Source organism: Streptomyces fragilis (genome assembly GCF_003112515.1).
GTDB lineage: Bacteria > Actinomycetota > Actinomycetes > Streptomycetales > Streptomycetaceae > Streptomyces > Streptomyces fragilis.
In genome coordinates this window covers 521943-544356 of the sequence record NZ_BEVZ01000003.1, presented here as the reverse complement: position 1 = coordinate 544356, position 22414 = coordinate 521943, and the positions used below count along the sequence as shown (strand labels likewise).

Annotated in this window: 24 protein-coding genes and 1 pseudogene; 11 read left to right on the top strand and 14 right to left on the bottom strand. The window is 73.8% G+C overall.

What is annotated here, in order from left to right:
• Positions 1–143: 143 nt before the first annotated feature.
• The 5 genes from amaP to Sfr03f_RS13010 all read right to left on the bottom strand — a co-directional run bounded on the left by amaP (position 144) and on the right by Sfr03f_RS13010 (position 2447).
• The gene (gene amaP, locus Sfr03f_RS13030; RefSeq protein ID WP_108954006.1) at positions 144–731 is read right to left on the bottom strand and encodes an alkaline shock response membrane anchor protein AmaP; all 588 of its coding nucleotides are present in this window, start codon (positions 729–731) and stop codon (positions 144–146) included.
• Entirely contained in the window at positions 728–1357 is a 630-nt protein-coding gene (locus Sfr03f_RS13025; protein WP_108954005.1) for a DUF6286 domain-containing protein, read from the bottom strand. The genes amaP and Sfr03f_RS13025 overlap by 4 nt, the downstream gene beginning before the upstream one ends.
• Positions 1354–1737: an Asp23/Gls24 family envelope stress response protein gene (locus Sfr03f_RS13020; RefSeq protein ID WP_108954098.1), complete on the bottom strand. Its 384-nt coding sequence runs from the start codon at positions 1735–1737 to the stop codon at positions 1354–1356. Before Sfr03f_RS13020 ends, Sfr03f_RS13025 begins: the two co-directional genes overlap by 4 nt.
• Positions 1738–1739: 2 nt before the next feature.
• Positions 1740–1925 carry a hypothetical protein gene (locus Sfr03f_RS13015; protein ID WP_108954004.1) on the bottom strand — a complete coding sequence of 62 codons (186 nt, stop codon included), beginning with the start codon at positions 1923–1925 and terminating at the stop codon, positions 1740–1742.
• 96 nt (positions 1926–2021) lie between these two features.
• Positions 2022–2447, bottom strand: coding sequence for an Asp23/Gls24 family envelope stress response protein (locus Sfr03f_RS13010; RefSeq protein WP_245967535.1), 426 nt, complete (start codon positions 2445–2447; stop codon positions 2022–2024).
• Positions 2448–2533: 86 nt separating this feature from the next.
• Between Sfr03f_RS13010 and Sfr03f_RS13005 the strand changes: the two genes are divergently transcribed.
• Complete coding sequence (locus tag Sfr03f_RS13005) at positions 2534–3310, top strand: nucleopolyhedrovirus P10 family protein (RefSeq protein WP_108954003.1); 777 nt, start codon at positions 2534–2536, stop codon at positions 3308–3310.
• Between the two features lie 91 nt (positions 3311–3401).
• Here the strand turns inward: Sfr03f_RS13005 and Sfr03f_RS13000 are convergent, their stop codons facing one another.
• Together Sfr03f_RS13000 and Sfr03f_RS12995 are read right to left on the bottom strand one after the other, a co-directional pair.
• Entirely contained in the window at positions 3402–3623 is a 222-nt protein-coding gene (locus Sfr03f_RS13000; RefSeq protein ID WP_108954002.1) for a hypothetical protein, read from the bottom strand.
• Between the two features lie 43 nt (positions 3624–3666).
• Entirely contained in the window at positions 3667–4920 is a 1254-nt protein-coding gene (locus Sfr03f_RS12995) for an inorganic phosphate transporter (RefSeq protein WP_108954001.1), read from the bottom strand.
• A 313-nt stretch (positions 4921–5233) separates the two neighbouring features.
• Between Sfr03f_RS12995 and Sfr03f_RS12990 the strand changes: the two genes are divergently transcribed.
• The 3 genes from Sfr03f_RS12990 to Sfr03f_RS12980 all read left to right on the top strand — a co-directional run bounded on the left by Sfr03f_RS12990 (position 5234) and on the right by Sfr03f_RS12980 (position 8692).
• Complete coding sequence (locus tag Sfr03f_RS12990; RefSeq protein ID WP_108954000.1) at positions 5234–5911, top strand: class II aldolase/adducin family protein; 678 nt, start codon at positions 5234–5236, stop codon at positions 5909–5911.
• A gap of 88 nt (positions 5912–5999) precedes the next feature.
• Positions 6000–7136, top strand: a complete 1137-nt coding sequence (locus tag Sfr03f_RS12985; RefSeq protein WP_108953999.1) for an alpha/beta hydrolase — start codon at positions 6000–6002, stop codon at positions 7134–7136.
• A gap of 89 nt (positions 7137–7225) precedes the next feature.
• A complete protein-coding gene (locus tag Sfr03f_RS12980; protein ID WP_174721577.1) occupies positions 7226–8692 on the top strand; it encodes a hypothetical protein in 1467 nt (488 codons plus the stop codon).
• Between the two features lie 127 nt (positions 8693–8819).
• Here the strand turns inward: Sfr03f_RS12980 and Sfr03f_RS12975 are convergent, their stop codons facing one another.
• Complete coding sequence (locus Sfr03f_RS12975) at positions 8820–9233, bottom strand: VOC family protein (protein WP_170145072.1); 414 nt, start codon at positions 9231–9233, stop codon at positions 8820–8822.
• A gap of 196 nt (positions 9234–9429) precedes the next feature.
• On the opposite strand from Sfr03f_RS12975, the gene Sfr03f_RS12970 reads away from it, so the two are divergent.
• The 3 genes from Sfr03f_RS12970 to Sfr03f_RS12960 all read left to right on the top strand — a co-directional run bounded on the left by Sfr03f_RS12970 (position 9430) and on the right by Sfr03f_RS12960 (position 12494).
• Complete coding sequence (locus Sfr03f_RS12970; RefSeq protein ID WP_108953997.1) at positions 9430–11028, top strand: ABC-F family ATP-binding cassette domain-containing protein; 1599 nt, start codon at positions 9430–9432, stop codon at positions 11026–11028.
• Positions 11029–11346: 318 nt separating this feature from the next.
• Positions 11347–11568 carry a helix-turn-helix domain-containing protein gene (locus tag Sfr03f_RS12965; protein WP_030578326.1) on the top strand — a complete coding sequence of 74 codons (222 nt, stop codon included), beginning with the start codon at positions 11347–11349 and terminating at the stop codon, positions 11566–11568.
• Between the two features lie 134 nt (positions 11569–11702).
• Positions 11703–12494 (top strand): enoyl-CoA hydratase/isomerase family protein, encoded by a 792-nt coding sequence (locus Sfr03f_RS12960; RefSeq protein WP_108953996.1) that lies wholly within the window; start codon positions 11703–11705, stop codon positions 12492–12494.
• Positions 12495–12740: 246 nt separating this feature from the next.
• On the opposite strand, the gene Sfr03f_RS12955 is transcribed toward Sfr03f_RS12960, so the two are convergent.
• Positions 12741–13832: an amidohydrolase family protein gene (locus Sfr03f_RS12955; protein ID WP_108953995.1), complete on the bottom strand. Its 1092-nt coding sequence runs from the start codon at positions 13830–13832 to the stop codon at positions 12741–12743.
• 225 nt (positions 13833–14057) lie between these two features.
• Here Sfr03f_RS12955 and Sfr03f_RS12950 point away from each other — a divergent pair, with 225 nt between their 5' ends.
• From Sfr03f_RS12950 to Sfr03f_RS12940, 3 genes are all read left to right on the top strand, one after another.
• The gene (locus Sfr03f_RS12950; RefSeq protein WP_108953994.1) at positions 14058–15158 is read left to right on the top strand and encodes a pyridoxal-phosphate-dependent aminotransferase family protein; all 1101 of its coding nucleotides are present in this window, start codon (positions 14058–14060) and stop codon (positions 15156–15158) included.
• An 85-nt stretch (positions 15159–15243) separates the two neighbouring features.
• Complete coding sequence (locus Sfr03f_RS12945; protein WP_108953993.1) at positions 15244–15954, top strand: DsbA family oxidoreductase; 711 nt, start codon at positions 15244–15246, stop codon at positions 15952–15954.
• A gap of 101 nt (positions 15955–16055) precedes the next feature.
• On the top strand, positions 16056–17108 hold the full coding sequence (locus Sfr03f_RS12940; protein ID WP_170145071.1) for an aminotransferase class V-fold PLP-dependent enzyme: 1053 nt from the start codon (positions 16056–16058) through the stop codon (positions 17106–17108).
• A 34-nt stretch (positions 17109–17142) separates the two neighbouring features.
• Here the strand turns inward: Sfr03f_RS12940 and thpD are convergent, their stop codons facing one another.
• The 4 genes from thpD to ectA all read right to left on the bottom strand — a co-directional run bounded on the left by thpD (position 17143) and on the right by ectA (position 20481).
• Positions 17143–17985 (bottom strand): ectoine hydroxylase, encoded by an 843-nt coding sequence (thpD, locus tag Sfr03f_RS12935; protein ID WP_108954095.1) that lies wholly within the window; start codon positions 17983–17985, stop codon positions 17143–17145.
• A 76-nt stretch (positions 17986–18061) separates the two neighbouring features.
• Positions 18062–18460 carry an ectoine synthase gene (locus tag Sfr03f_RS12930; protein ID WP_108953991.1) on the bottom strand — a complete coding sequence of 133 codons (399 nt, stop codon included), beginning with the start codon at positions 18458–18460 and terminating at the stop codon, positions 18062–18064.
• Between the two features lie 78 nt (positions 18461–18538).
• Positions 18539–19810 (bottom strand): diaminobutyrate--2-oxoglutarate transaminase, encoded by a 1272-nt coding sequence (ectB, locus tag Sfr03f_RS12925; RefSeq protein WP_108953990.1) that lies wholly within the window; start codon positions 19808–19810, stop codon positions 18539–18541.
• Between the two features lie 104 nt (positions 19811–19914).
• Positions 19915–20481 carry a diaminobutyrate acetyltransferase gene (ectA, locus tag Sfr03f_RS12920; protein WP_108953989.1) on the bottom strand — a complete coding sequence of 189 codons (567 nt, stop codon included), beginning with the start codon at positions 20479–20481 and terminating at the stop codon, positions 19915–19917.
• A 482-nt stretch (positions 20482–20963) separates the two neighbouring features.
• Here ectA and Sfr03f_RS12915 point away from each other — a divergent pair, with 482 nt between their 5' ends.
• The gene (locus Sfr03f_RS12915; protein WP_108953988.1) at positions 20964–22190 is read left to right on the top strand and encodes a TerD family protein; all 1227 of its coding nucleotides are present in this window, start codon (positions 20964–20966) and stop codon (positions 22188–22190) included.
• A gap of 58 nt (positions 22191–22248) precedes the next feature.
• On the opposite strand, the pseudogene Sfr03f_RS30625 reads toward Sfr03f_RS12915, so the two are convergent.
• Positions 22249–22407: pseudogene (locus Sfr03f_RS30625) on the bottom strand (TROVE domain-containing protein); the annotation flags it as partial.
• Positions 22408–22414: the final 7 nt, after the last annotated feature.

Sequence of the window (22414 nt, the reverse complement as noted above, 5' to 3'; positions counted from 1 at the left end):
TCGTGCGGACCGGGAATCCCTCCGTCGTGTGGACCGGGGTCCTTCCATCGTGCGGACCCGGGTGCCAGTGCCACCGTCGTATCGGCCCGGTCGGCCGCACCGCTGCGCCCCGGTCGGGGCGCGCAGCGGTGCGGCGGGTCCGGTCAGGAGACGCGTTCGCCGCGGTGGGCGTGGGCACGCATGCGAATCTCGGAGGGCAGGGAGGTCGTGCCCACCGCGGCGCGGGCGTGGGCCAGCGTCTCGGAGGTGAGGCGGTCGAGCGTGTGGCCCGGGTCCGCGTCCGGCTCCAGCCGTACCCGCATCCGCATCCGCGGCGTCCGCCGCCGTCCGGTGAGCCGTACCCGTACCCGCTCGACGCCGTCGAGGTCCGCCGCCTCGGAGGCGACCGCGCTCTCCAGCGCCCGCGCCCGCAGCACCGCGCCCTCGTCGTCGCCCGTGTCGACGTTCACCACGGACAGCCGGTGCCGCTGCACCGACCGGGTCAGCCACCACAGGGCCAGGACGACCAGCACCGCGAGCACCGCGAAGACCACCGGCCACCACCAGCCCTGGTCCCGCCACCTGGTCCGCTCCGACGCGGTCAGCAGGACGTCGTGCCGGTCGCGGTGGATCCACCAGCCGGGCGACGGCGCGCCCAGCCCGATCGCCAGGACCGATCCGCCCACCACCAGCAGCACCAGGCCGATCAGTCCCAGCAGCACCCGGTTGACGATGCGCAGCACCCCGTTCACCCCTTCTTCCGTTCGGGACGGCGTACCCGCACCGCGAGGGACGGCGGCCGCGACAGGCCGAGCCCGCGCACCGCCTCCTCCAGCCGCGCGCGGATGTCGCCGCCCACCTCGTCGAGCTCCCTGAAGTGCACCACCGCGCGCACGTCGGCCTTCCTGCGCCCGACCTTGACCCTGGCCGACCGCACCCCGGGCACCTCAAGGGCCCGGTCCCTGAGCACCATGGCGGCGGCCTTGCGGTCCAGGCCGGCGTTGATCTCCGGGTTGGTGCGCCGCATCGGCAGGATGCCCCGGACGCCGGGGGTGAGCGCCAGGATCAGCAGCCAGAGCCCCAGGGCGGCCGCCACCCCGGCTCCGACCAGCACCCACACGTCGTCCAGCGGCCGCTCGGCCAGCTCCCGGGCCAGGCTGCGGCGCGCGGCCGTCGCGGAGCGTCCGGCGCGGACCGCCACCAGGTCGGACAGGAGCAGCACCGAGGCCGCCAGCAGCACCAGCGCGGCCACGGCGGAGGGCCGCCGCCGAGTGGACCAGAACCGTCCGGTGGCGCCCGGCTCGACCATCGTGGCCCCGGTGTCCGGGACCTGCGGCGGTTGCTGGGGCGGCCGTTCTTCCGTCGTCGTGTCGCTCATCGCAGTTCTCCCCGGACGGCGTGCAGGCGTTCCACGTGCACCTCGACCTCCAGGACCTTCAGTCCGGTCAGTTCGGCCACCCGCCCGGTGACGCGGCGGCGCACGGCGCGGCACTGGCCGGCGATGTCGGACGGGTAGGCGAGTTCGAGGCTGACGTCGACCCGCACCGTCCCGGCGTCCTGGTGCAGGTTCACGGTGGCGTAGGGCGGCACCGCGTCGGCGGGGAGGTGGTCCAGCGCCTCGCGTGCGCCCTGGGCGGCGATGCGCGCCACCACGCGGTCCGCGAGCCGGGTCTCGCCGCGCTCGCCGGCGGGTACGGAGGCCGGGCCGCCGCCCGGAGCGTTCTCCGGGCGGCGGGCGGCCGTGGTCGTCGCGGGCACCGTCACCCCCGCCGGTCGCCGCGGGGCCGGAACAGGTCGCCGACGTCCAGGTCTCCCTCCAGGAACCTGCCGACCAGGAAGCCGACGGCGCCCAGCGCCGCCACCAGCAGGAAGGCCCCGAAGCCGCCGAAGTACCCGGCGAAGCCCAGCGCCATCCCGGCGATCATGCCGATCACGGCCATGTTCATCGTGCGCTCCTCATCGTGCGCCTCACGTGCGCGTCACGGTCGCGTGCCCCGCCGCGCCGGGTGCGGTCGCGGCGGGCCGGTGCCCGGTGGACCGGGTCACTGGATCCTGGGCTCCGGCCCGGACTCGTCCTCCTCGTCGGGGAGCTTCACGTCGCTCACCGCGATGTTGACCTCGACCACCTGCAGGCCGGTCATCCGCTCGACGGCGGCGACCACGTTCTCCCGGACGTCGCGGGCGACGTCGGAGATGGAGACGCCGTAGTCCACGACGATCTCCAGGTCCAGTGCCGTCTGCACCTCGCCGACCTCGGCCTTCACGCCGCGGGAGACGGACTTGGTGCCGCCTCCGCCGGGGACGCGCTCACGCATCGCGCCGAAGGCCCGGGAGGTGCCGCTGCCCATCGCGTGCACGCCCATCACGTCGCGGGCCGCCAGGCCGGCGATCTTCTCGACCACTCCGTCGGCGATCGTGGTGCGGCCACGGGTGCCCGCGGCGCCGGTGGCGTTCGTCGTCTCGCTCATAGCCGTACGTCCTTTCGGTCGTCCTCCTGCGACCACGCTAAGTGGCGTTGGCGTGACTCGCCGTGCGGATACGGCAAGGTGGAGGAATGACCTCCCATGCGAGAAGGACCCCTCAGGAGCTGGCCGGGACGCTCCGGCACCGGACCGGACTCGGCAGGCCGCTGCCGCTGGGCGGGCCCGGCGACGGCCTGTGGATCGCCGCGCGCCCGGCGCGGGCGGCGCTGCGGCGGGCGGCGCTCCAGGTGCGGGGGATCCGTCTACGGAGCCTGCGGATCGACCCCGCGGACGGCTCCGGGCGGCGCCCGGGCCCGCCCGCGCCGGAGGCCGCTGCGGCGCCGGGTCCGCTGCGGGTGGCGGCGGCCTTCGCCGCGGAGGGCGGCGAGCCGGTGACCGAGGCCGCGCGGCGGCTGCGCGAGGCACTCGCGGCGGCCGCCGGGGAGCTGGGGCTGCTGGTCGGGACGGTCGATCTGGAGGTGACGGATCTTCTCGTCGACGGGGACGGCCGTTCGGGTGACGCGGAGGCCGAGGAGGACGAGGACGAGCCCTTCGGTCCCCCGGGTCCGGCCCGCCCGGCCGGGGACCACCACGCACCGGTCGGCGGCGACGAGGCGCTCGTCGACGCGGCGGTGCGCGCCGTGCCAGGCGTGCTGGAGCCGCGCGGCATGCCGGTGGTGCCCGGAGGGCCGGTGCGGCGCGGCCTGCACCTGTCCGAGGAGGCGGGGACCGGGCGGCGCCTGGTCCGGGTGGACGTGGCGGTGAGCCGGGCGCGCCGGCCGCTGGACGTGGCGCGCGACGTGCGCGGCGCGGTGACGGGGGTGCTGCCGCAGGCCGAGGTCGCGGTGCTGGTCACCGCGGTGGAGTAGGCCCGGGGGAAGCGGACGGGAAACGCCCGGGGCCCGGCGGAGAGCGTGTCTCCGCCGGGCCCCGGGCGCTTGCCGTGCCGACCCCGGGAGGTCAGGCGACGATCAGGTAGATGCCGTACGCCACCGCCGCCGCGCACGCGGCGAAGCTGAGGTACGCGCCGGTGACCGCGAGGGGGGCCGTGCCCCCGGTGCGGGCCGCCTTCTCCTTCTGGGAGAGGCCGGCGATGCCGAGGGTGAACAGGCCCACCAGGACCACGGTGGCCACGAGGCTGACCCCGAAGACGGAGCCGAGAGCCGCCCAGTCGATCTTCATGCTGCTTCTCTTCCTGGTTCGCTGGGGAGTGCGCCGGAGGTCGTCAGACCTTGGCGGGCGAGGTCGCGTGCTTCTCGTCGAGGCCGACGGCGGGGCCGCTGGCCTGGGCGGGCATCACGCGGGCCAGTTCCTCCTCGACCGCGAGGGTGGGGGGCACGCCGACCGCGGCGACGGCGTCGGCGACGACGCCCTCCTCCTCGACCTGGTTCACGTTGGTGTGGTCGACGACCTCGCGGCGGGAGAGCAGCCAGATGCCGAGGCTGGAGCCGACCAGGAAGACGGCCACCACCACGGTGCCCCAGGTGCCCTGCTGGGTGACGTACTCGGCGCCCGCGGCGACCAGCGCGGCGGCCGGCAGGGTGAGCAGCCAGGCGACCAGCATGCGGCCGGCGGTGGACCAGCGGACCACGCCGCCCTTGCGGCCGAGACCGGCGCCCATCACGGCACCCGAGACGGAGTGCGTGGTGGAGAGCGAGAATCCCAGGTGGGAGGAGGCCAGGATGACCGTGGCGGCGGAGGTCTGGGCGGCGAAGCCCTGCTGCGGCTGCAGGTCCGTCAGGCCCTTGCCCATGGTGCGGATGATGCGCCAGCCGCCGAGGTAGGTGCCGAGCGCGATGGCCAGGCCCGCGGAGGCGATGACCCACACCGGCGGGTCGGAGTCCGGGACGAGCACGCCGCCGGTGACCAGGGCCAGGGTGATGACACCCATGGTCTTCTGCGCGTCGTTGGTGCCGTGCGCGAGGGAGACCAGGGCCGCGGAGGCGATCTGGCCGGCGCGGTAGCCCTTCTTGGCGGTCCGCTCCTCGGTCTTCGAGCCGAGCTTGTAGGTCATCCGCGCGCCGACCGTGGCGGCGATGCCGGCCACCAGCGGCGCGGCGAGAGCCGGGATCAGCACATTGGTGACCAGCGTGCCGCCGTTGACCGCGCCGAAGCCGGCCGAGGCGACGGTGGCGCCCAGCAGACCGCCCATGAGGGCGTGCGAGGAGCTGGACGGCAGACCGACCAGCCAGGTCACCAGGTTCCAGAGAATGGCGCCCACCAGGGCCGCGAAGATCACCTCGGGCTGGATCCCCGACTCGTCGACGAGTCCCTTGGAGATCGTGTTGGCGACCTCCACGGAGAGGAAAGCACCCACAAGGTTCAGCACGGCGGACATCGCCACGGCGATCTTCGGCTTCATCGCGCCGGTGGAGATCGTGGTGGCCATGGCATTGGCGGTGTCGTGGAAACCGTTCGTGAAATCGAACGCGAGAGCGGTGATCACCACAATCGCGAGGATCAGCGAGAAGCTTTCCATTTACCCAGGCAATCGTTCGACGTCGTTGGCGATTCGAACGTAGGTAACCAGGGTGAACGGAAGGTGAACTGACGCCCTACGCGCGGTTTACGGTCACCCATGTGGGCCCCACGGGGGCCCCACGGGGGCCCCGGACCGCCGGCGTCCGGGGCCGGGCGGAGGTGTCGACTTGTCGACAGAGCCCAAGAGCCGCAAGCCTTCCGGCCCTCCGGGGACCTCCCGCCGGCCGGCTGCGGCGCGGCGGCGCCGACGGCGTGGGGGAGATCCTTGTCACGGTCCCGGCGGGGCCGCGGGAGGTGGCAGGATCCCCGCCATGCGCGACACCGAGCGGACGAGCGTACCGGACGAAACGGCACAGGCCTGGCGGCGGCTGGTGGCCGCCGCGCGCCGCACCGCGGAGGAGGGACTGGTGGTCGGCACCTCCGGCAACCTCTCGGTGCGCGTCGGCGGGACGGTGCTGGTCACGCCCTCCGGGGTGCCCTACGACCGGCTGGGGCCCGGTGACGTGCTGGGCGTGGACCTCGACGGGCGCCGGGTGCTGGGGACGGCGGAGCCGACCAGCGAGCTGCCGCTGCACCTCGCCGTGTACCGGGCCACCGGCGCCGGGGCCGTCGTGCACACCCACGCGGTGCACGCCACCGCCGTCTCCACGCTCGCCGACGAGCTGCCGCCGGTCCACTACATGACGGCGGCGCTCGGCGGCCCGGTCCGGGTCGCCCCCTACGCGACGTACGGGACCCCGGAGCTGGCCGCGGCCGCCGTGGAGGCGCTGCGGGACCGCACGGCCTGCCTGCTGCGCAACCACGGAACGGTGGCCTTCGGCGAGGACCTCGACCAGGCGTACGACCGCACGGCACAGCTGGAGTGGATGTGCCGGCTGTGGCTCCTCGCCTCCTCCGTCCCGGGCCGCTCCCCCTCCCTCCTGACGCCCGCGCAGCTGGCGTCGACCGCCGAGCGCCTGCGGCACTACGGGCGGCCCGCCGAGGGCTGACAGCGCCGGAACGGGGCACACGTGCGTGCGAGGAAGCCCGACGCGGCTTGCGGTGGCGAGGTCTGGGGAGCTCCGTGAAACTGGTCAGGTGCGCACTGTGAACATCAAGGCCGCGACAGCTGTCACCGCGGTCGCCGGAGCGGCGGCCGCCGTGGCCGCCGGACGGCTGGCGGGCGACGCCGCGCTGAAGACTCCGCCGGACCGCCCGCTGCCCACGGAACCCCACCTCACCGTGCACGCCGTCGGCGAGGACTGGATCAGCCTGACCCGCGACCTCGCGGCCCTGCGCCCGGGGTACTACGGCCTCATCGGCAAGGACGAGGGGGCCGGCGGTGCGCACGCCGTGGTCGGCCCGGTCCGCGAGGACGTCGCACACGCGGCGGACGCGGTCGTCCGCGGTCTGCGGAGCGTCCAGCGGGGCTCCTTCCGGCCCGGCGACCGCGTGTGGCTCACCCCCTCGCTGCGCGTCGGCAACCCGGTGACCGCCCTGGACCTGACCTACGCGGACGTGGAGGTCCCCGGGGAGCTGGGAATGCTGCCCGCCTGGTTCATGCCGGGACAGCGCTCCACCTGGGTGATCGCCGCCCACGGCCTGGGCTCCACCCGTGAACAGGTGCTCAACCTGCTCCCCTTCTTCCACGACCAGGCCTTCGCGGTGCTCGCCCTGGCCCACCGCGGCGATCCGGACGCCCCGCGCTCCCCCGACCGCCGGTTCCACTTCGGCGAGACGGAGTGGCGCGACCTGGACGCCGCGATCCGCTACGCCGTCCGTTTCGGCGCGCGCCGGGTGGTCCTGCTGGGCTGGTCCGCCGGCGCGACCATGGCGCTGCGCGCCGCCCAGCGCTCACCGCTGCGCAGCCGGATCGCCGGACTGGTGCTGGACTCGCCGGTGCTGGACTGGGAGGCGACGGCACGCACCCTGGCCTCCGCGCGAGGGGTGCCCCGCGCCCTGCTGCCGCTGGCGGTGCGCGCGGCCCGCGGCAGGCTCCAGGCCCACCAGGACCCCGCCTGGGACGCGCCCGAACCGCTGCGGACGCCCACGCTGATCCTGCACGGGCCCGGCGACGGGGTGGCCGACTGGGAGCTGTCCCGCGCTCTCGCCGACCGCCTCCCGCAGCTGGTGACGCTGCGAACCTTCCTCGACGCTCCGCACGCGGCGATGTGGAACAGCGACCCGAACCGCTACGAAGAGGCCGTGCGCCGCTTCCTCACGCCCTTCATGTGACGCCCCGGTCGGCCTCCGGAGGCTCCTTTCCGAAGGCCGACCGGACGTTCCGTTTGGGTTTTCGGTCCCCCACCCGAGAGACTGCCCCCGTGACGTCCCGTATTCCGCGCGACTCCAGGCTTCGACTCGTCCGTACCCGACCCCTGGCCGCCGCCCCCCGAGTGACGGACCAGCGGCGTGCCCCGAGGCCGGCGCCCCGGCCACCCGAGGGGACGCCGCCCCGCTCCGCGCTGGCCGCCATGGCCCGCGCCCGGCTGGCCGGCCCGGTCCGCGTGGCCCGCTGGGCCGACGCGGCGCTGGGCCCCGGCACCCAGGGCGGCACCCCCGACGGCAAGGGCACGCTCTCCGACCCGACCGCCGACCGCGCCGCCCGTGAGCTCGGGCTGAGCGTGGAGCGCGTCCGCTCCGACTGGGACATCGCCCGGCTGGCCGGACTGGTCGAGGTGCACGGCGCCGACGCCCGCCCCGGCTGGCGGCTGCGTGCCTGGGACCGCGACGACAGCGCCGTGCTGCGCGGCTGGGTGGCGCTCTTCGACGCCTGGTCGCTGGCCTGCCCCGAGCCCGACGGCCAGGAGCACTCCGCGGTGTCCGACACCGTCTCGGCGATGCCCCAGGTCCTCTCCTTCCTCCAGCTGTCGGCCGGACCGGTGCCGGTCGAGCAGCTCCTCGACCTGCTCGGCCAGCGGGTCACCGAGCTGCGCACCGAGCGCTGCGAGGTCCCCTACACGGCGACGCCGGACGCCCACCCCTCCGAGCCGCCCACCGAGCCGACGGCCTCGCCGCCGCCCGAGGACCGCACGGCCCCCGAGCCCGTCACGGCGGGCGAGTTCGCTCCGCTGCTGGACTGGGCGCTGGGCGCGCTCGCCGGCGTGGGCGCCCTGGAGCTGGAGGACGACGGTCCGGCCCGGCAGGCCACGCTCACGCCGCTGGGCAGCTGGGCGGTCTGGGTCAAGCTCGAGCAGATCTGCGTGGCGGCGCAGAGCCCGGCGGGGAACATCGAGCAGGCCGCCGAGGACATGCTGCGCGGCTGCGCCCGGCTGCGGCCCAACGCCGCCCGCGCCGAGTACCAGGCGTGGCTGGCGGCCCGTCCGGTGGGCAGCGCGGTCTCCGAACTGCTGGCCGCCGCCCGCGGCGAGGACGCCCTGCTGCGCGGGCTCGCCTTCGACGCGCTGCGCGTGGTCGGCGCCCCCGCCGAGGCGGAGGTCCGCGCCGCGGCCGCCGAGGCCGTGCTGCGGCCCTACGCCCTGCTGTGGCTCGCCGTGCACGAGGGCGCCGACCCCGAGGACGCGCACGAGGTGCTCACCCGGGAGGAGGCCACCTGGCTGTGGGTCGACACCGCGGCGGCGGTGGCCGACCACGGCGAGGGCCCCATGCTGGTGCGCCACCTGGAGTCAGCCATGCAGCCGACCGTGCCGCAGCTGCTGGAGGAGGTCCGCGCCGTCGGCCACCCGCGCACCGTGCAGGTGCTGGTGGCGCTGGCCGCGGCCCACCCCGACCCGGCACTGGCCAAGGCCGTGCGCCGGGCGGCCTTCCAGGTGCACACCGGGGGCGGCTGACCGCCGGCCGCGGGGCCCGCGTCGCCGCGGCGGGACGACCCGGGCCCGTCCTGCGGGACGCCTGGGCCGGTACCCGCGGGACGCCCGCGCGCCGGGCAGGTCGCGCGGGCCGGTGGCCGCGGGACGCTCAGGCCGGTATCTCGGGGGTGTACGTGCCGAAGCTCCACACGTTGCCCTCGAGGTCCCGGGCCATGTAGTCCCGCGCGCCGTAGTCCTGGTCGGCCGGCGCCGTGAGGATCTCCACGCCGTGCTCCACGGCGCGGGCGTGGTGCGCGTCGACGTCCTCGACGACCACGTAGACCCCGGCCGGGCCGGCGTTCCGCATGGCCCGGGCGAAGGCGCCGCCGTTGTCCTTGGAGCCGAGCATCACCACCCCTCCGCCCTGGGCGAGCTCGGCGTGCGCCACCGTGCCGTCCTCGCCCTCGTACAGGGCGAGCTGCCGGAAGCCCAGGGCCTCGGTCAGCTGCCGGACCGCCGCCCGGGCGTCCGCGTAGAGCAGCGTCGGGCACAGACCGGGCGAGCCGCCTCGGGAGCCGGTCATCGCGAACCACCTGCCTCGTATGTCGTTTTTGTGTGACCTGTTGCACAGTCTGGCACCCGGGTCCGACAACGCACGCCGGGAAATCTGCTTGCATCCGCCCGTTAGACTTTTCCGCATGGCCTTTCTCCTCGCGCATTAGACGGCGGTACGCCTCCGCGAAGCCCGTCCGCCCTTTCTCACGCCCTGGAGTCTGACCGTGATCACCGCCACCGGTATCGAACTGCGTGCCGGAGCCCGCGTCCTCATCGAGTCCGCCAGCTTCCGCGTCGCCAAGGGCGACCGCATCGGCCTGGTCGGCCGCAACGGCGCCGGCAAGACCACCCTCACCAAGGTCCTGGCCGGCGAGGGCGCCCCCGCCGCCGGCAGCGTGACCCGCTCCGGCGAGGTCGGCTACCTCCCGCAGGACCCCCGCACCGGCGACCTCGACGTGCTCGCCCGCGACCGCGTCCTGTCCGCCCGCGGCCTGGACGTGCTGCTGCGCAAGATGCGCGAGAACGAGGAGCGCATCGCCAGCGGCAAGGGCTCCACGCGCGAGAAGGCGATGAAGCAGTACGAGCGCCAGGAGACCGAGTTCCTCACCAAGGGCGGTTACGCCGCCGAGGCCGAGGCCGCCACCATCGCCGCCGCGCTCAACCTGCCCGACCGGGTGCTCGGCCAGCCGCTGCACACCCTGTCCGGCGGTCAGCGCCGCCGCATCGAGCTGGCCCGCATCCTCTTCTCGGACGCCGACACCCTGCTCCTGGACGAGCCCACCAACCACCTCGACGCGGACTCGATCGTCTGGCTGCGCGACTACCTGAAGAGCTACCGCGGCGGCTTCATCGTGATCTCCCACGACGTCGAGCTGGTCGAGACGGTCGTCAACAAGGTCTTCTACCTGGACGCCAACCGGGCCGCCATCGACGTCTACAACATGGGCTGGAAGCTCTACCAGCAGCAGCGCGAGGCGGACGAGAAGCGCCGCAAGCGCGAGCGTCAGAACGCCGAGAAGAAGGCCGCGGCGCTCAACGCCCAGGCCGACAAGATGCGCGCCAAGGCCACCAAGACGGTCGCCGCGCAGAACATGGCCCGGCGCGCCGAGCGACTGCTCTCCGGCCTCGAGGACGCCCGCCAGTCCGACAAGGTGGCCAAGCTCCGCTTCCCGGAGCCGGCGCCCTGCGGCAGGACGCCGCTGATGGCCGAGGAGCTGTCCAAGTCCTACGGCTCGCTGGAGATCTTCACCGACGTCGACCTGGCCATCGACAAGGGCTCACGGGTCGTCATCCTGGGCCTCAACGGCGCCGGCAAGACCACCCTGCTGCGCATGCTGGCCGGGGTGGAGCAGCCCGACACCGGCCGGATCGTCCCCGGGCACGGCCTGAAGGTCGGCTACTACGCCCAGGAGCACGAGACCCTCGACCCGGACCGCACGGTGCTCGAGAACATGCGCTCGGCGGCGCCCGACCTGGACCTGGTCGAGGTCCGCAAGGTGCTCGGCTCGTTCCTGTTCTCCGGCGACGACGTCGACAAGCCGGCCGGCGTCCTCTCCGGCGGGGAGAAGACCCGTCTCGCCCTGGCGACGCTGGTCGTCTCCTCGGCCAACGTGCTGCTGCTGGACGAGCCGACCAACAACCTCGACCCGGCCAGCCGCGAGGAGATCCTCGGGGCGCTGCGCACCTACAAGGGCGCGGTGGTGCTGGTGACCCACGACGAGGGCGCGGTGGAGGCGCTCCAGCCGGAGCGGATCATCCTTCTCCCGGACGGCATCGAGGACCTCTGGGGTGCCTCGTACGCCGACCTGGTGGCGCTCGCCTGACCCGTATTGGATCATTCGGACGATCCCCGCTCCGTCATCTGTGTGAGAACTCCTGGTCCCCAGGTGTGTCGTGCATGGAGTTTCGGCCGGGCTCCCTCTGACCGGGAGCCCGGCCGTTTTGCGTCCATGACCTGCTGATTCGTCCGGAATACCGCTCAGCTGTGCGGGTACCGGTCGACAGAATGACGCATTCCGATTGTGCGCACACGCTCCTGTCGTCAAAAGCCGGTCGCACGGACCTTGCCGAATGGGTGGCCAGGACGGCGGGGAGGGGTGATCATGAGAGGACCAGAGCGCACTTCCCATGAGGAGGCACGGGTGGCCGAGACTCTGAAGAAGGGCAGCCGGGTGACCGGCGCCGCGCGCGACAAGCTCGCGGCAGACCTGAAGAAGAAGTACGACTCCGGTGCGAGCATCCGGGCGCTGGCCGAGGAGACCGGCCGCTCGTATGGCTTCGTGCACCGGATGCTCAGCGAGTCGGGTGTCACGCTTCGTGGGCGTGGCGGGGCGACGCGTGGCAAGAAGGCGCAGTCGGCCTGAGGCCGGGCAGCCGTCGGCTCCGATGAACGGCGGCCACCCGGTCGGTCACGCGACCGACCGGGTGGTTACTGTGCAGTCACTTACCGGCGCGTTCCACGGGGCGTGCCGGCCGACCGCACCCATTCGGAGGCGTCATGACTTCCCTCGACCCTGTCCTCGACAAGGACGGTGTCCGGCTCGTCGTCGACGGTGAGACCGCGACGGTGACCTTGACCAACCCGGCCCGGCGCAACGCGCAGAGCCCCGCCCTGTGGCGGGCCCTCGCGGAGGCGGGCCGGGCGCTCCCGGGCGACGTCCGGGTGGTCGTACTGCGCGGCGAGGGCAAGTCCTTCTCCGCGGGGCTCGACCGCCAGGCGTTCACCCCCGAGGGCTTCCCCGGTGAGCCGTCCTTCCTGGACATGGCCCGCGGCGGCGACGCGGAGACGGACGCGATCATCGCCGAATACCAGGAGGCGTTCACCTGGTGGCGTCGCAGCGACATCGTGTCCGTCGCGGCCGTGCAGGGGCACGCCATCGGCGCCGGCTTCCAGCTCGCCCTCGCCTGCGACCTGCGGGTGGTCGCGGACGACGTGCAGTTCGCCATGCGGGAGACCAGCCTGGGCCTGGTGCCCGACCTCACCGGCACGCAGCCGTTGGTGGCGCTCGTGGGATACGCCCGTGCGCTCGAGATCTGCGCCACCGGCCGGTTCGTGACGGCGCAGGAGGCGGTCGCCAGCGGCCTGGCCAACCTCGCGGTGGAGCGGGACCAGCTGGACGACACGGTGCGTGATCTCGTCGCGGCGCTGCTGGCCGCGCCGCGGGACGCGGTGATCGAGACGAAGGCGCTGCTGCAGGGGGCGGTGGACCGCACCTTCGACGAGCAGCGGGCGGCGGAGCGGGCCGCGCAGGGCCGCCGGCTGAAGGACCTCGCGGGGGTCGGGGAGTAACTCGGGTCGGGGAGCAACTCCCCTCCCCCGCCTCGGCGTTCGGCCGTGGCCCCGGCGTACCGGGGCCACGGCCCTCGCGGTCACGGGGGCGGTCGGTTCCTACGTGCCGGGCCTCGGCCCCCGCGGTCACGGGGCACGGGGTCCGCGAGGCCGTCGCGTTCCGCGTGTCGGGGTCCCGTCCTCACCGGTGGGAGCGCCGGCCCGGGGCGGCGGGCGGACCGCTCCGCCGCGGGAGCCCTCGGCGGGTCACGCCACGACGCGGCCGTCGAGGACGACCCGTCGGGGCGCGGCGAGGGTGGTGACGTCCTCGCGGGGGTCGGCGGGGTAGACGACCAGGTCGGCCGGGGCGCCCTCCTCGATGCCGGGGCGGCCGAGCCAGGACCGCGCGGTCCACGAGGCGGCCCCGACCGCGTCGGCGGCCGGGATGCCCGCCCGCACCAGCTCGGCGACCTCCTCCGCGACCAGCCCGTGCGGCAGCGATCCCCCGGCGTCGGTGCCCACGAACACCGGCACGCCGGCGTCCCACGCGGAGCGCACCGTGTCGTAGCGCCGCTCGTGCAGCCGCCGCATGTGGGCGGACCAGCGCGGGAACTTCTCCTCCCCGCCCGCCGCCAGGGCCGGGAAGGTGGCGATGTTGACCAGCGTCGGGACGATGGCCACGCCCCGTTCCGCGAAGAGCGGGATGGTGTCCTCGGTGAGCCCGGTGGCGTGCTCGACGCAGTCGATGCCCGCCTCGACCAGGTCGCGCAGCGAGCTCTCGGCGAAGCAGTGCGCGGTGACCCGCGCGCCCAGCCGGTGCGCCTCGGCGATCGCGGCCTCGACGGCCCCGCGGGGCCAGCAGGGCGCCAGGTCGCCCTCGCCGCGGTCTATCCAGTCGCCGACCAGCTTCACCCAGCCGTCGCCGCGCCGCGCCTCCCGGGCGACGTGGGCGACGAGGTCCTCCGGCTCGATCTCCCAGGCGTAGTTGCGGATGTAGCGCCGGGTGCGGGCGATGTGCCGCCCGGCGCGGATGATCTTCGGCAGGTCCTCGCGGTCGTCGATCCACCGCGTGTCGGCGGGGGAGCCGGCGTCCCGCAGCAGCAGCGCCCCGGCCTCCCGCTCGGTCAGCGCCTGCTTCTCGGCGACGTCGTCCGGCACCGCGCCGTGCGGGCCGAGCCCGACGTGGCAGTGGGCGTCGACCAGCCCGGGCAGGACCCAGCCCTCGACCGTGCGGACGTCCCGGGCCCCGGCGGGGCGGTCGAGGCTGATCCGCCCGCCGACCACCCAGATCTCGTCCCGGACCTCCTCGGGCCCGACCAGCACCCTCCCCTTCACCCGCAGCACCGCGTGATCGCTCATGCACCGCACCCTAGAGCCCCCGGTCGGACCCCGTCATGAGGGGCGGGAGGCGAAGTGGCCCGCCCGCCGTGCGGCCGGCGGGCGGAGGCGGGCCGTCAGCTGCCCGCCCGGGCACCGGTTACCCTCAGGGCGCACCGGCCTTTCCCGCGCGCCGGCCCTTCCCGTACCGGCCCGTGCGGCACGCGCCGCAGTCCCCCGCAGTCCCTGAGCGAAGAGAGCACCACCGTGACCCACCCCTTCCTGGACCTGGCGCCGCTCAGCGCCGCCCGTTTCGCCGACGTCGCGGACCGGGTGGCGCGGCTCCTCGGCACCCGCAACGACGTCGTCATCACCCAGGGCGAGGCGCTGCTGCCGCTGGAGGGCGCGATCCGCGGCTGCGCGGGTCCCGGGACGGTGGCGCTGAACGTCGTCACCGGTCCCTACGGGCAGACCTTCGGCGACTGGCTGCGCGACTGCGGCGCGACGGTGCACGACCTGGCGGTGCCCTTCCACACCGCGGTGACCGCACGGCAGATCCGCGAGGCGCTGGCCGAGCACCCGGAGATCGACTTCGTCTCGCTGGTGCACGCCGAGGCGGCCACCGGCAACACCAACCCGGTCGGGGAGATCGGCGAGGTGGTCCGGGAGCACGGCGCGCTGCTGTACCTGGACGCGGTGGCCTCCGTCGGCGCGGAGCCGGTGCTGACCGACGCGTGGGGCGTCGACCTGTGCGTGATCGGCGCGCAGAAGGCGCTGGGCGGCCCGGCGGGTGTCTCCGCGGTGTCGGTGAGCGAGCGGGCCTGGGCCCGGATGGCCGCCAACCCGAGGGCGCCCCGGCACTCCTACCTGTCGCTGCTGGACTGGAAGGAGCGGTGGATCGACCGTGGGCGCACCGCGCTGCTGCACGCCCCGGCGCAGCTGGAGATGCTGGCGCTGGAGGCCTGCGTGGAGCGGGTCGAGGGCGAGGGACTCGACGCGCTGATGGCCCGTCACGCGTCGGCCGCCGCGGCGACCCGGGCCGGCGTGGTGGCGCTGGGCGGCGGGCTGGAGCCGTACGTCCACCAGGCGCGGGACGCCGCGCCGGTGGCGACCACGCTGCGCACCCCGGCCGGGGTGGTGGCCTCCGAGCTGGTGGCGCGGGCGCTGGCGGCCGATCCCGCGCTGCCGCTGGCGGCGGGCGGCGGCGCGCTCGCGTCCGAGATGATCCGGGTCAACCACTACGGACGGGACGCCACGCCGGGCGCCGTCCAGGGCAGCCTGGCCGCGCTGGGCGCGGCGCTGGCGGAGCGGGGAGCCGAGGTGGACCTGGCGGGAGCGCTGCGGGCCGCCGCGAGCGCCTGGAAGTAGTCCCCTCCCCCGCACCGTGCGGGAATGCGGCGGCCGGGTGAACGGTTGCCGCCGGAGAACTGCCCCCTGCTGATGGAGTGCCCCCGTGCGTGTGGAGATCTGGTCCGACATCGCGTGCCCCTGGTGTTATGTCGGGAAGGCCCGTTTCGAGAAGGCGCTGGCCGCCTTCGCGCACCGTGACGACGTCGAGGTCGTGCACCGGTCGTTCGAGCTCGACCCCGGGCGCGCCAAGGGGGACGTGGAGCCGGTGCTCGGGCTGCTGGCCAAGAAGTACGGGATGAGCGAGGAGCAGGCGGCGGCCGGGGAGGCGAACCTGGCCGCGCAGGCGGCCGGCGAGGGCCTGCCGTACCGCTCGGAGGGCCGTGACCACGGCGGCACCTTCGACCTGCACCGGCTGCTGCAGCTGGCGAAGGAGCGGGGCCGCCAGAGCGAGTTGCTGGACCTCTTCTACCGGGCCAACTTCGCCGAGGAGCGCTCGGTGTTCGGCGACGCCGACGAGTACCTGGTCGAGCTGGCCGTGCGGGCCGGCCTGGCGGAGGACGAGGTGCGCGAGGTGCTGGGCGACCCGTCCGCGTACGCGCGCGAGGTGCGGGCCGACGAGCAGGAGGCGGCGGAGCTGGGTGTCTCCGGCGTGCCGTTCTTCGTCATCGACCGCCGGTACGGGGTGTCCGGCGCGCAGCCGGTGGAGCTGTTCTCCCAGGCCCTGACCCAGGCGTGGGGTGAGCGGTCGCCGCTGACGGTGCTCTCCGACGGGGACGCCTGCGGCCCCGACGGCTGCGAGGTCCCCCAGCGGTGACCGGCGCGCGCCCCGCGCCCCGCGGGCGGTGAGGGGCGCGTCGTGCGGCGCGCGGTGACGCACCGTGGACGGGGCGCGGCCGGGGATGCATGGTGAGTGTCATGCCGAACCTCGACCGTGCCCCTGTCGTCGCGTCAGAGTTCGCCCCGGTGCGCGTGTACCTGAACACCGCCGCCGTCGGCCTGATCCCCGCCCGTTCCGCCCGCGCCGCCCGTGCCGCCCTGGACGAGGGCGTGGCGGGCCTGCCGCCCGACTTCTTCGGGCCCGTCGACGAGGCCCGGGCCTCCTACGCCCGGATCATGGGCGTCGGGGCCGACCGGGTGGCCGTCGGCACCTCGGTGGTGGGGTACTGCGCGCTGATCGCGGCCTCGCTGCCGGCCGGCGCCGAGGTGCTCACCGCGGAGGGCGACTTCAGCTCGCTGGTCAACCCGTTCCACGTGCGCGGTGACCTGAAGGTCCGGACGGTCCCTCTGGAGCGGATCCCCGAGGAGGTCGGCCCGGGCACCGCGTTGGTGGCGGTGAGCGCCGTGCAGTCGTCCGACGGCCGGCTGGCCGACCTGCCGGCGCTGCGCGCCGCCGCCTCGGCGCACGGGGCGCGGATCTGCCTGGACGTGTCCCAGGCGGCCGGCTGGCTCCCGCTGGACGCCGGGGAGTACGACTTCACCGTCACCGTCACGCACAAGTGGCTGTGCGGCATGTTCGGCCTGGCGTTCCTGACCGTGCCGGAGGACTTCGGCGGGCTGCTGCCGCTGTCGGCCGGCTGGGTGGCGGGCGAGGACCCCTGGGCGAGCTGCTACGGGCCGGTCACCGAACTGGCCGGCACCGCGCGGCGGTTCGACGAACCGCAGAGCGTCGCCTGCGTGGCCGGCGCGCGGTCCCTGGCGCTGGTGGAGGAAGTGGGGGTGGAGGCGGTCCGCCGGCACGACCTGGCGCTGGCGGACCGCTTCCGCGAGGGCCTGCTGAGGCTGGGGCACGAGCCGCTGCCCTCGCCGGGCTCGCCGATCGTGTCGGTGCCGGGGCTGGGCGGACGGCGGACCGCGCTGTCCGCGGCCGGGATCGAGGTCTCCGACCGTGCGGGCAGTCTGCGGGCCGCCTTCCACCTCTACAACGGCCCCGCGGACGTGGACCGCCTGCTCGACGCCCTGGACCGCTGAACGGCCCGGCGCGCCCGGGAGTCGCGGGCGGGCCTCAGCGCACCGGCGTGGAGTCGCGGGCCCCGAGGAAGGCGGGGCGCCGCACCGGCGCGGCGAACGGCTCGACGGGGGTGTTCTCCACGCTGTTGAACACGACGAAGACGTTGCTGCGCGGGAACGGCGTGATGTTGTCGCCGGACCCGTGCATGCAGTTGCAGTCGAACCAGGTCGCCGAACCGGCCTTGCCCGTGAAGAGCTTGATGCCGTGCTGCCCGGCGAGCGCGGTGAGCGCCTCGTCGGACGGGGTGCCCGCGTCCTGCATCTGCAGCGACTTCTTGTAGTTGTCCTTCGGGGTGGCGCCCGCGCAGCCGAGGAAGGTCTTGTGCGACCCCGGCATGATCATCAGGCCGCCGTTGGTGTCGACGTTCTCGGTGAGGGCGATCGACACCGACACGGTCCGCATGTTCGGCAGGCCGTCCTCGGCGTGCCAGGTCTCGAAGTCCGAGTGCCAGTAGAAGCCGGAGGCCCCGAAGCCGGGCTTGACGTTGATCCGGGACTGGTGGACGTAGACGTCCGAGCCCAGGATCTGCCGGGCCCGGCCGACGACCCGCTCGTCGGCGACCAGGTGGGCGAAGAGCTCGCTGATCCGGTGCACCTCGAAGACGGACCGGATCTCCTGGGTGCGCGGCTCGACGATCGAACGCTCGTCGGCGCGGATCTCCGGGTCGGCCACCAGGCGGTCCAGCTCACGGCGGTAGACCTGGACCTCCTCCGGGGTGATCAGCTGGTCGACCGCCAGGAAGCCGTCGCGCGCGAAGGCGCCGAGGTCCTGCGGCTGGATCGGGCCGGGCCCGTCCGGGCTGCCCCAGACGACGGGGTCCTGGCGGGGGACCGTCATCTCCTGGGCCCCGCGGGTGGGGTACAGGTCGGTGACGCCGTGGCCGGCGGGTGCGCTCGTCGCGGTGGACACGTGCTCAGACCTCCTCGGTGAGCAGGGGGTAGACGCCGTTCTCGTCGTGGTCCTCCCGTCCGGTCACGGGCGGGTTGAAGACGCAGATGCAGCGGAAGTCCGTCCGCGGCCGCATGGTGTGCTTCTCGTGGCCGTCCAGGAGGTACATGGTCCCGGGGGTGATCAGGTACGTCTCGCCGGTGGTCTCGTCGGTGAGCTCGGCCTCGCCCTCGGTGCAGACGACGGCCTCGATGTGGTTGGCGTACCACATGGTCGTCTCGGTGCCCGCGTAGAGGACCGTCTCGTGCACGGAGAAGCCGACGCCCTCCTTGGCCAGGACGATGCGCTTGCTCTCCCAGGTACCGGTGGCGGCCTTCACGTGCCGGTCGGTGCCCTCGATCTCCTTGAAGGATCGGACTATCACGGTGTGGTGCTCACCTCTCTGGTGATCGTTCGGCGGTCGTGCGGGAGGGGTGGTGCGGCGGCGTGTCGGGCCGACGCGTCAGGCCGTCTCCCGCACGGCCCGGTCGAGGACGCGCAGGCCCTCGTCCAGCTCGTCGGGCGTGATCGTCAGCGCGGGAAGCAGCTTCACGACCTCGCTCTCCGGGCCGGAGGTCTCGATGAGCAGGCCGTGGTCGAAGGCCCGGCGCGCCACCCGCCCGGCCCGCTCCTTGTCGTGGAACTCCAGGCCCCACACCAGCCCGCGGCCGCGGTACTCCTTGACGTGGGGGCGGTTCTCGGCGGTGATCTGCGCGAGCGCCTGGTCGACCTGAAGGCCGCGGGCCAGGGTCTGCTTCTCCAGGGCGTCGCCTTCCGACCAGTAGGCCTCGAGGGCGGCGGTGGCGGTGACGAAGGCGGGGTTGTTGCCGCGGAAGGTGCCGTTGTGCTCGCCCGGCTCCCAGACGTCCAGCTCGCCCTTGAACAGGCACAGCGACATCGGCAGGCCGTAACCGCTGATGGACTTGGAGACGGTGACGATGTCCGGGGTGATGCCCGCCTCCTCGAACGAGAAGAAGGCGCCGGTGCGGCCGCAGCCCATCTGGATGTCGTCGACGATCAGCAGCATGTCCTGGCGCTCGCACAGCTCGGCGAGGGCGCGCAGCCACTCCGGGCGGGCGACGTTGATGCCGCCCTCGCCCTGGACGGTCTCCACGATCACGGCGGCGGGCTTGTCGAGGCCGGAGCCCTGGTCCTCCAGGAGCCGCTCGAACCACAGGAAGTCGGGGACGGTGCCGTCGAAGTAGTTGTCGAACGGCATCGGGGTTCCGTGCACCAGCGGGATGCCGGCGCCGGCCCGCTTGAAGGCGTTGCCGGTGACCGCGAGCGAGCCCAGCGACATGCCGTGGAAGGCGTTGGTGAAGGAGACGACCGACTCGCGGCCCTTCACCTTGCGGGCCAGTTTGAGCGCCGACTCGACGGCGTTGGTGCCGGTCGGACCGGGGAACATCACCTTGTAGGGCAGGTGGCGGGGCTGGAGCACCAGACGGTGGAAGGTCTCCAGGAAGGACCGCTTGGCCGTCGTCGACATGTCCAGGCCGTGGGTGACGCCGTCCCGCTCCAGGTAGTCCAGCAGGGCGCGCTTGAGCACCGGGTTGTTGTGGCCGTAGTTCAGCGAGCCGGCCCCGGCGAAGAAGTCGAGGTGGTCGCGGCCCTCCTCGTCGTACAGGTGACTGCCCTGGGCGCGGTCGAACACGGTGGGCCAGGCGCGGCAGTAGCTGCGCACCTCGGACTCCAGGGACTCGAAGACGGTCAGGTCAGGCTGGGTGACGGTCACGACGTGGAGCTCCTCGTGGGAAGTCGGAGAAGTCTGCGGGGGGAGGATCCGCACGGGCGGTGGGGCCGGTGTTCCGGGGCGCGGTGGCTGCCTCCGGCGGTGGCTCACAGCGGCGCGATGCGGTGCAGGACCTCGGGGGCGTGGGCCTCCCCCTCGGCCGGGAACTGCTCGCCGGCGAACAGGACCTCGTGGGTCACCTGGGCGCCGTGGCGGGCGGCGAAGGAGGCGAAGAGGCGCTCGGAGGCCCGGTTGCCCGGAGTGACGGTGGTCTCCACGGTGTCCACGCCGAGCTCGCTCTCGTGGTCGATCCGGGCCACCAGCTCGTCGAGCATCCGGCCCGCCAGCCCGTGGCCGCGGTACCGCTCGTCCACGGCCACCTGCCACACGAGGAGGACCCGGGGGTCCTCGGGGCGCAGGAAACCGGTCACGAAGCCGGCCACCCGGCCGTCCTCGGAGCGGGCCACCGCGGAGGTGGAGGCGAAGTCGCGGCACCACAGCAGGTAGCTGTAGGAGGAGTTGAGGTCGAGCGTCCGGGAGTCACGGGCGATGCGCCACAGGGCGGCGCCGTCGGCCACGTTCGGGCGGTCGACGCGGAATCCGTCACGGAATCCGCCGGGGAATTCGGAAGTCGTCGTCGGCTGCGTCGTCGGGGCTGCTTGAAGGGCAGTCATGTGAAATTAACTTACCCAGCAGGAAAGAGAATTGCATTCCCGCGCGGGGTTACGCGACCGGACCCGTTGTGGTATCACGCGGGCGCGCAGCGGAGGATGTCGGCGCAGGACTTATGCACCTTTTCACCCGGTACGAACACGGCATAACGGTCACCTTGTGAGCCTGATTACAGTGACGTAACACCGCCCGCGGCGACCCCGGACCGCTCTCACGATCTCCGCAGAACCTTGACGTTTGATCTCCCCCGGGCTGGGCATGTTCGAATGGGAAATGCGCGGACGGAAAGCGCCGAAATCGCTTTGCGTATTCATCGGCGTGCCCGATGCAGGGACTCCTTTCGCCGCAGCCGAATCCCGCCGCGCTCGTCACGTGGGTGCTCCCGGGCCCGGACGTCCTGCCCCACGTCCCCCGTCCGGATCACCCGTTCGGCCGGTAAGGGAACGGTAAAAGGCTCCCGGTCGTTCTTCCTCACATGACCGCTATGACCCCTGGCTCGAACATTCCCCTCAGCCCCGCCCGTGTGACGGTCGAGGTCACCGCACCGGTGCGGCTGGACGTCTCGGGCCTGATGCTCACCGCCGACGGCAAGGTGCGCTCGGACGACGACTTCATCTTCTACAACCAGCCGTCCGGACCGGGCGTGACGTACCGCTCGGGCGGCGGGGCGGCTCCCGACTCCGTCACCGTGGACACCGCCGCCGTCCCCCCGGCCATCGAGAAGATCGTGGTGACGGCCAGCCCGGACGCGGCCGGCCAGACCTTCCAGGGCATCGAGCCCACGGCCACGCTGCGCGACGCCGACGGCGGCTCCGTCCTCGCCACCTTCACCCCGCCCGGCCTCGGCTCCGAAACCGCTCTCGTGGTGATGGAGATCTACCGGCGCAACGGCGTCTGGAAGGCCCGTGCCGTCGGGCAGGGATACGCCGACGGTCTGGCCGGCATCGCCACCGACTTCGGCGTCTCCGTGGAGGAACCCGCCGCTCCCGCCCCCGCCCAGGCGGCGCCCGCGGCTCCCCCGGCGGCACCGCCCGCCCCGCCCGCGCCCTCGCAGCCCACCGTCGCCGATCCGCGGGCCTTCGCCTCCACTCCCCCGCCGCCGGCCGCCGCTCCCCCGGCGCCCGCGCCCGGCTCCGGCAAGGTCAACCTCGACAAGGGCCGCGTCTCCCTGCAGAAGAACCAGACGGTCTCCCTGGTCAAGGGCGGGCAGCCGGTGCTCTCCCAGGTCCGCATGGGCCTGGGCTGGGAGCCCGCCTACCGCGGCCGGGACATCGACCTGGACGCCTCGGTGATCGCCTACGGCCCGCAGCGCAACGTGGTCGACGCCTGCTACTTCGGCAAGCTGTCGATCCTCAACGGCGCGATCAAGCACTCCGGCGACAACCTCACCGGTGAGGGCGGCGGCGACGACGAGGTCATCGCCGTCGACCTGGGCCGGATCCCCCAGGAGGTCACCGGCCTCGTCTTCACGGTGAACTCCTTCACCGGCCAGAAGTTCACCGAGGTGGCCAAGGCCTACTGCCGCCTGCTGGACGCCTCGGGCAACGAACTGGTCCGCTTCGACCTGACCTCGGCGGAGGCCAAGACGGGCGTGATGATGGCCAAGTTCATCCGTCAGTACTCCGGCGAGTGGGAGATGACGGCCATCGGCGATTTCGTGAAGGCCCGCACGGTCCGCGACATGCTCCAGCCGGCCGCCCGCGCGCTCTGAGGGCGCCGCAGGACAACCCGGGCCGGGCGGCGGGCGCACCAGGGCGCCCGCCGCCGGGTCACGCGGCCCGGCGCCACTCGGCCCGGCCCGCCGCCTCGAGCAGCGGCACCATCCGGAACGCCGCGTCGGTCAGGCCGCCGAAGGTGTGCCGGGTGGCGTTGCCGGAGCGCCCGTGCCCGGCCCGGTCCCACGTGTGGAGGGGCACCCGGGTGCCAACCCCGGAG

Excerpts from the sequence above, each read along its gene's own strand:
- thpD (WP_108954095.1), bottom strand. The coding sequence starts at position 17,985 with ATGACGGTCCCCCGCCAGGACCCCGTCGTCTGGGGCAGCCCGGACGGG.
- Sfr03f_RS12975 (WP_170145072.1), bottom strand. The coding sequence starts at position 9,233 with ATGACCGGCTCCCGAGGCGGCTCGCCCGGTCTGTGCCCGACGCTGCTC.
- Sfr03f_RS12915 (WP_108953988.1), top strand. The coding sequence starts at position 20,964 with ATGACCCCTGGCTCGAACATTCCCCTCAGCCCCGCCCGTGTGACGGTC.
- Sfr03f_RS12990 (WP_108954000.1), top strand. The coding sequence starts at position 5,234 with ATGCGCGACACCGAGCGGACGAGCGTACCGGACGAAACGGCACAGGCC.
- Sfr03f_RS13025 (WP_108954005.1), bottom strand. The coding sequence starts at position 1,357 with ATGAGCGACACGACGACGGAAGAACGGCCGCCCCAGCAACCGCCGCAG.
- Sfr03f_RS13015 (WP_108954004.1), bottom strand. The coding sequence starts at position 1,925 with ATGAACATGGCCGTGATCGGCATGATCGCCGGGATGGCGCTGGGCTTC.
- Sfr03f_RS13005 (WP_108954003.1), top strand. The coding sequence starts at position 2,534 with ATGACCTCCCATGCGAGAAGGACCCCTCAGGAGCTGGCCGGGACGCTC.
- Sfr03f_RS12940 (WP_170145071.1), top strand. The coding sequence starts at position 16,056 with ATGCCGAACCTCGACCGTGCCCCTGTCGTCGCGTCAGAGTTCGCCCCG.
- Sfr03f_RS12955 (WP_108953995.1), bottom strand. The coding sequence starts at position 13,832 with ATGAGCGATCACGCGGTGCTGCGGGTGAAGGGGAGGGTGCTGGTCGGG.
- Sfr03f_RS13010 (WP_245967535.1), bottom strand. The coding sequence starts at position 2,447 with ATGAGCGAGACGACGAACGCCACCGGCGCCGCGGGCACCCGTGGCCGC.
- Sfr03f_RS12995 (WP_108954001.1), bottom strand. The coding sequence starts at position 4,920 with ATGGAAAGCTTCTCGCTGATCCTCGCGATTGTGGTGATCACCGCTCTC.
- ectA (WP_108953989.1), bottom strand. The coding sequence starts at position 20,481 with ATGACTGCCCTTCAAGCAGCCCCGACGACGCAGCCGACGACGACTTCC.
- Sfr03f_RS13000 (WP_108954002.1), bottom strand. The coding sequence starts at position 3,623 with ATGAAGATCGACTGGGCGGCTCTCGGCTCCGTCTTCGGGGTCAGCCTC.
- Sfr03f_RS12960 (WP_108953996.1), top strand. The coding sequence starts at position 11,703 with ATGACTTCCCTCGACCCTGTCCTCGACAAGGACGGTGTCCGGCTCGTC.